General features: G+C 49.0%; 1 protein-coding gene. It reads left to right on the top strand.

What is annotated here, in order from left to right:
• On the top strand, positions 1-828 hold an 828-nt coding region (locus ACFO3G_RS01215; RefSeq protein WP_380077226.1), incomplete at both ends, for an AAA family ATPase.

Genomic DNA, 828 nt, shown 5'->3' with positions numbered 1-828 from the left:
TCAAAGAGAAATATGAAAACCACCACAAGGTCCGTATCAAAGACGATGCCATCATTGCGGCCGTAAAACTGTCGAGCAGATATATCACAGACCGCTTTTTGCCCGACAAGGCCATCGACCTTATGGATGAATCTGCAGCAAGATTGAGAATGCAGATGGACTCCCTTCCCGAAGAACTTGATGAAGTGACCAGAAGAATCAGGCAGCTTGAGATCGAACGAGAGGCAATCAAAAGGGAAAACGATCAGCCCAAACTTGAGCAGCTCGGCAAAGAGATTGCCGAACTGAAGGAAGAGGAGCAACAGATGCGTGCCAAATGGCAAAGTGAAAAGGACTATATCAACAAGATTCAGCAGAATAAAGTTGATATGGAGGAGCTTAAATATCAAGCCGAACGCTACGAACGCGAGGGCGACTTCGGAAAAGTTGCCGAGATCAGATACGGTACCATCAAGGCCAAAGAGGATGAGATTGCCCATTNACAAGGCAACGATGCGGTCATCAAGGAGGAGGTGGACGAAGAGGATATTGCGGATATCGTATCTCGCTGGACGGGAATTCCCGTGAGTAAAATGCTTCAAAGTGAACGGGAAAAACTTCTTCACCTGGAGCAGGAAATTCACAAGCGTGTGGTTGGACAAGACGAGGCGATAGAGGCCGTCAGTGATGCCGTCAGAAGAAGTCGTGCCGGATTGCAGGACCCCAAGAGGCCCATCGGTTCATTTTTGTTCCTGGGTACAACGGGTGTTGGAAAGACCGAGCTTGCCAAAGCGTTGGCCGAGTTCTTGTTCGATGATGAGACGATGATGACCCGAATCGACATGTCGG

Source organism: Falsiporphyromonas endometrii (assembly GCF_042654485.1).
GTDB lineage: Bacteria > Bacteroidota > Bacteroidia > Bacteroidales > Porphyromonadaceae > Porphyromonas > Porphyromonas endometrii.
Note: the sequence above shows the minus strand (reverse complement) of the source record. Positions and strands in the feature narration are given on the sequence as shown.